A 3,564-nucleotide genomic window follows, 5' to 3' on the forward strand; every position below is an offset into this window, starting at 1 on the left:
ACGACGCCAGGCTCCCCGCCTGACCAGCCAGCGCGTCCCCACCGCGGCCCGACACCACCCACGGCACCACACCACCAGCCGCAAACACAGGCGCCTTGTCGTCACCCACGGACTCGGACTCGGACTCCGGTACGCCCGGCGCCTCCTCCAGCACCACATGCGCATTCGTCCCGCTCACACCGAACGACGACACACCCGCCCGACGCGGACGACCGTCCGTCGGCGTCCACTCCACCGGCTCCGTCAGCAGCGACACCGCACCCGCCGACCAGTCGACATGGGGGGTGGGTTCGTCCACGTGCAGCGTCTGCGGAAGGACACCGTGCTGCATCGCCAGCACCATCTTCATCACGCCGCCGACGCCGGAGGCCGCCTGCGCGTGGCCGATGTTGGACTTCAACGAGCCGAGCCACAAAGGCCGTTCGGGATCCCTGCCCTGCCCATAGGTGGCGAGCAGCGCCTGTGCCTCGATCGGGTCGCCCAGCGTCGTCCCCGTACCGTGCGCCTCCACCGCGTCCACGTCCCCCGCAGACAGCCCGGCCTGGGCGAGGGCCGCCCTGATGACCTGCTGCTGGGCGGGGCCGCTTGGGGCGCTGAGCCCATTGCTCGCACCGTCCTGGTTGAGTGCGGTGGAGCGGATCACGGCCAGCACGGGGTGTCCGTTGCGCCGCGCGTCCGACAGTCGCTCAAGAAGGAGCATGCCCGCGCCCTCGGCAAGGCCCATGCCGTCGGCGGCCTTGGCGAACGCCTTGGAGCGGCCGTCCTTGGCGACGCCCCGCGTGCGGGCGAAGCCGATGAAGCCGATGGGCTCCACCATGACGGCGACACCGCCCGCGAGGGCCATCGAGCACTCGCCGGAGCGCAGCGCCTGGACGGCCATGTGCAGGGCGACCAGTGACGACGAGCAGGCCGTGTCGATGGTCACCGCGCTGCCTTCGAGACCGAGGGTGTAGGCGATACGGCCGGACAGGACGCTGGTGGCACTGCCGGTGACGATGTGGCCCTCGACGCCTTCCGGCAGGTTGTCGAGGCCTCCGAAGCCCTGGTTGGCGGCACCGACGAACACGCCGACGGGGGTGCCGCGCAGCGCGTCCGGGACGAGCCCGGCCCGTTCCAGCACCTCCCAGGAGGTTTCCAGCAGCAGTCGCTGCTGCGGGTCCATGGCAATGGCCTCGCGCGGCGAGATGCCGAAGAATCCGGGGTCGAAGTCGCCGGCGTCGTAGACGAAGCCGCCTTCGCGGGCGTAGCAGGTGCCCTCGCGGTCGGGGTCAGGGTCGTAGAGGGCCTCGAGGTCCCAGGCGCGGTCGTCGGGGAAGACGTCGATGACGTCGCGGCCCTCCGCGAGGATCTGCCACAGCTCTTCGGGGCTGTTGGCGCCACCGGGGTAGCGGCAGCTCATCGAGACGATGACGATCGGGTCGTCGTCCGCGGCGGGCCCGCGGGCCGGGGCCACGGACGTGACCGGAACGGGAAGGGCGACGGACTCGCCGACGAGTTCCTCGCGGACGTGTCGGGCCAGGGCGGTGACGGTGGGCCGGTCGAAGATCACGGTGACGGGCAGGCGCAGGCCGGTGGCGTTCAGCCGGTTGCGCAGCTCGACGGAGGTCAGTGAGTCGAAGCCCAACTCACGGAAGGCACGGCCGACTTCGATGCTGTTCGGGCTGCTGTGACCGAGCACTCCGGCGACCTGGGCACGGACCAGGTCCAGTACGGTCTGGTCCTGCTCGTCGGCGGTCATGCCGCGCAGCCGGGAGACGAGACCGGATGTCTCCGTGTTCGGCGCGTCCTGGCGGTGGCGGTCCTCCTCGGCACGGAGCAGCTCCGCGACCTCGGGCACCTCGGTGAGCAGGGGGCGCGGGCGGGCCGCGGTGAAGACCGGGACGAAACGCTCCCAGTCGATGTCTGCGACGGCGACGAAGCACTCCTCGCGGTCGAGGACCTGCTGCATGCCCGCGACCGCGAGGGCCGGATCCATGAAGGGGATGCCGCGCCAGCGCAGTTGCTCCTGGACGACTTCGAGGCCCATGCCGCCGCCCTCGTCGCTCCAGATGCCCCAGGCGATCGAGGTGCCGGCCAGACCACGGGCCCGCCGGTGCTCGGCGACCGCGTCGGCGTAGGCGTTGGCCGCCGCATAGGCGCCGTGGTCGCCGCTGCCCCAGACGCCGGCGACGGAGGAGAAGACGACGAAAGCGTCGAGCCGGTCGTCGGAGAAGAGCGCGTCGAGGTTGGCGACACCCGAGAGCTTGGCCTCGGCGCCGTCGGCGAACTCCTGCAATGTCGTGGTGGCCAGCGGGATGAGGATGCCGACGCCCGCGGTGTGTACGACGGAGCGGATCGGCGGCCCGTCGGCCTCCACCCGCTCGACGAGGGCGGCCAGGGCATCCTGGTCGGCGATGTCGCAGGAGGCGATGGTGACGCGGGCCCCCAGCTCGCGCAGCTCGGCCTCCAGTTCGGCGGCACCGGGCGCGTCCGGACCCCGGCGGCTGACCAGGACCAGGTGCTCGGTTCCGTTGCGGGCGAGCCAGCGGGCCGTGTGGCCGCCCAGGCCGCCGGTGCCGCCGGTGATCAGCGCGGTGCCGCGGGAGGTCCAGGAGCGGTCGCCGCCCGCGGTGCCGACCGGGTTGCGTACCAGACGGCGGATGAGGACGCCGGTCCGGCGGATGGCGAGCTGATCCTCGGTCCGGGCGTCGGCGAGGATCCCGCACAGCCGGGCGGCCGTGCGCTCGTCGGGCGTCTCCGGAAGGTCGACGAGGCCGCCCCAGAACTCGGGGTGCTCCAGCGCCGCGACCCGGCCCATGCCCCAGGTGCCGTTCTGCACCGGGTTGCGCAGCGGGTCGCTGTCGCCTGTGGTGACGGCGCCGCTGGTGGCCAGCCACAGCGGAGCGCGTACGCCGGTGTCGACGCACGCCTGGATCAAGGCCAGACCGGCCACCAGACCTGCCGCGAGACCCGGCTGTTCGGGGTGGGGGTGTTCGTCGAGAGCGAGGAAGGAGAGCAGGCCGCCGAACTGGCCCGCGTCCACACCGCTGTGCTGCGCCGTCTCGGTCAGCAGCGCGGCCAGCTGCTCGCGGTCGGTATCGGAGGAGTCGACGAACAGGGGCACGGTCTGCGCGCCGTGCGTGGCGAGCCCGTCCAGGCAGACCTGGACAAGCTCGGTCCCCGCGTGGCTCGCGGGGACGACCACCAGCCAGGTGCCGTCGAGCGCGACGGTGGTGGGATCGGCCGTCGGCCGCCAGGCGAGACGGTAACGCCAGGAGTCGATCGTGGACGCGGCACGGCGTCCCCGACGCCAGGCCGACAGTACGGGCAGCGCCTGGTCCAGCGCCCGCTGTCCCGCGTCCTCGGTGACATCGAGGGCGTCGGTCAGCGCTTGCAGGTCCTGCTCCTCGACGGCGGCCCAGAACTCGGCGTCCACCGGGTCCTCGGTGACGCCGGTCCCTGCGACGAGCTGCGGCGATGCGGGCTCGAACCAGTAGCGGCGGTGTTGGAAGGCGTAGGTGGGCAGGGCGATGGTGCGGGCGTCGTGTCCGGCCAGGACCGCCGTCCAGTCGACCGGGATGCCGC

1 protein-coding gene is annotated in these 3,564 nt (G+C 72.4%); it reads right to left on the minus strand.

Features of this window, described 5'->3' with window-relative positions:
• Positions 1-3,564: SDR family NAD(P)-dependent oxidoreductase (locus ABT186_RS47370; RefSeq protein WP_351930623.1), on the minus strand; the 3,564-nt coding region annotated here is incomplete at both ends.

It is taken from the genome of Streptomyces sp. NPDC001634 (assembly GCF_040298185.1).
In the GTDB taxonomy this organism is placed as follows: Bacteria; Actinomycetota; Actinomycetes; order Streptomycetales; family Streptomycetaceae; genus Streptomyces.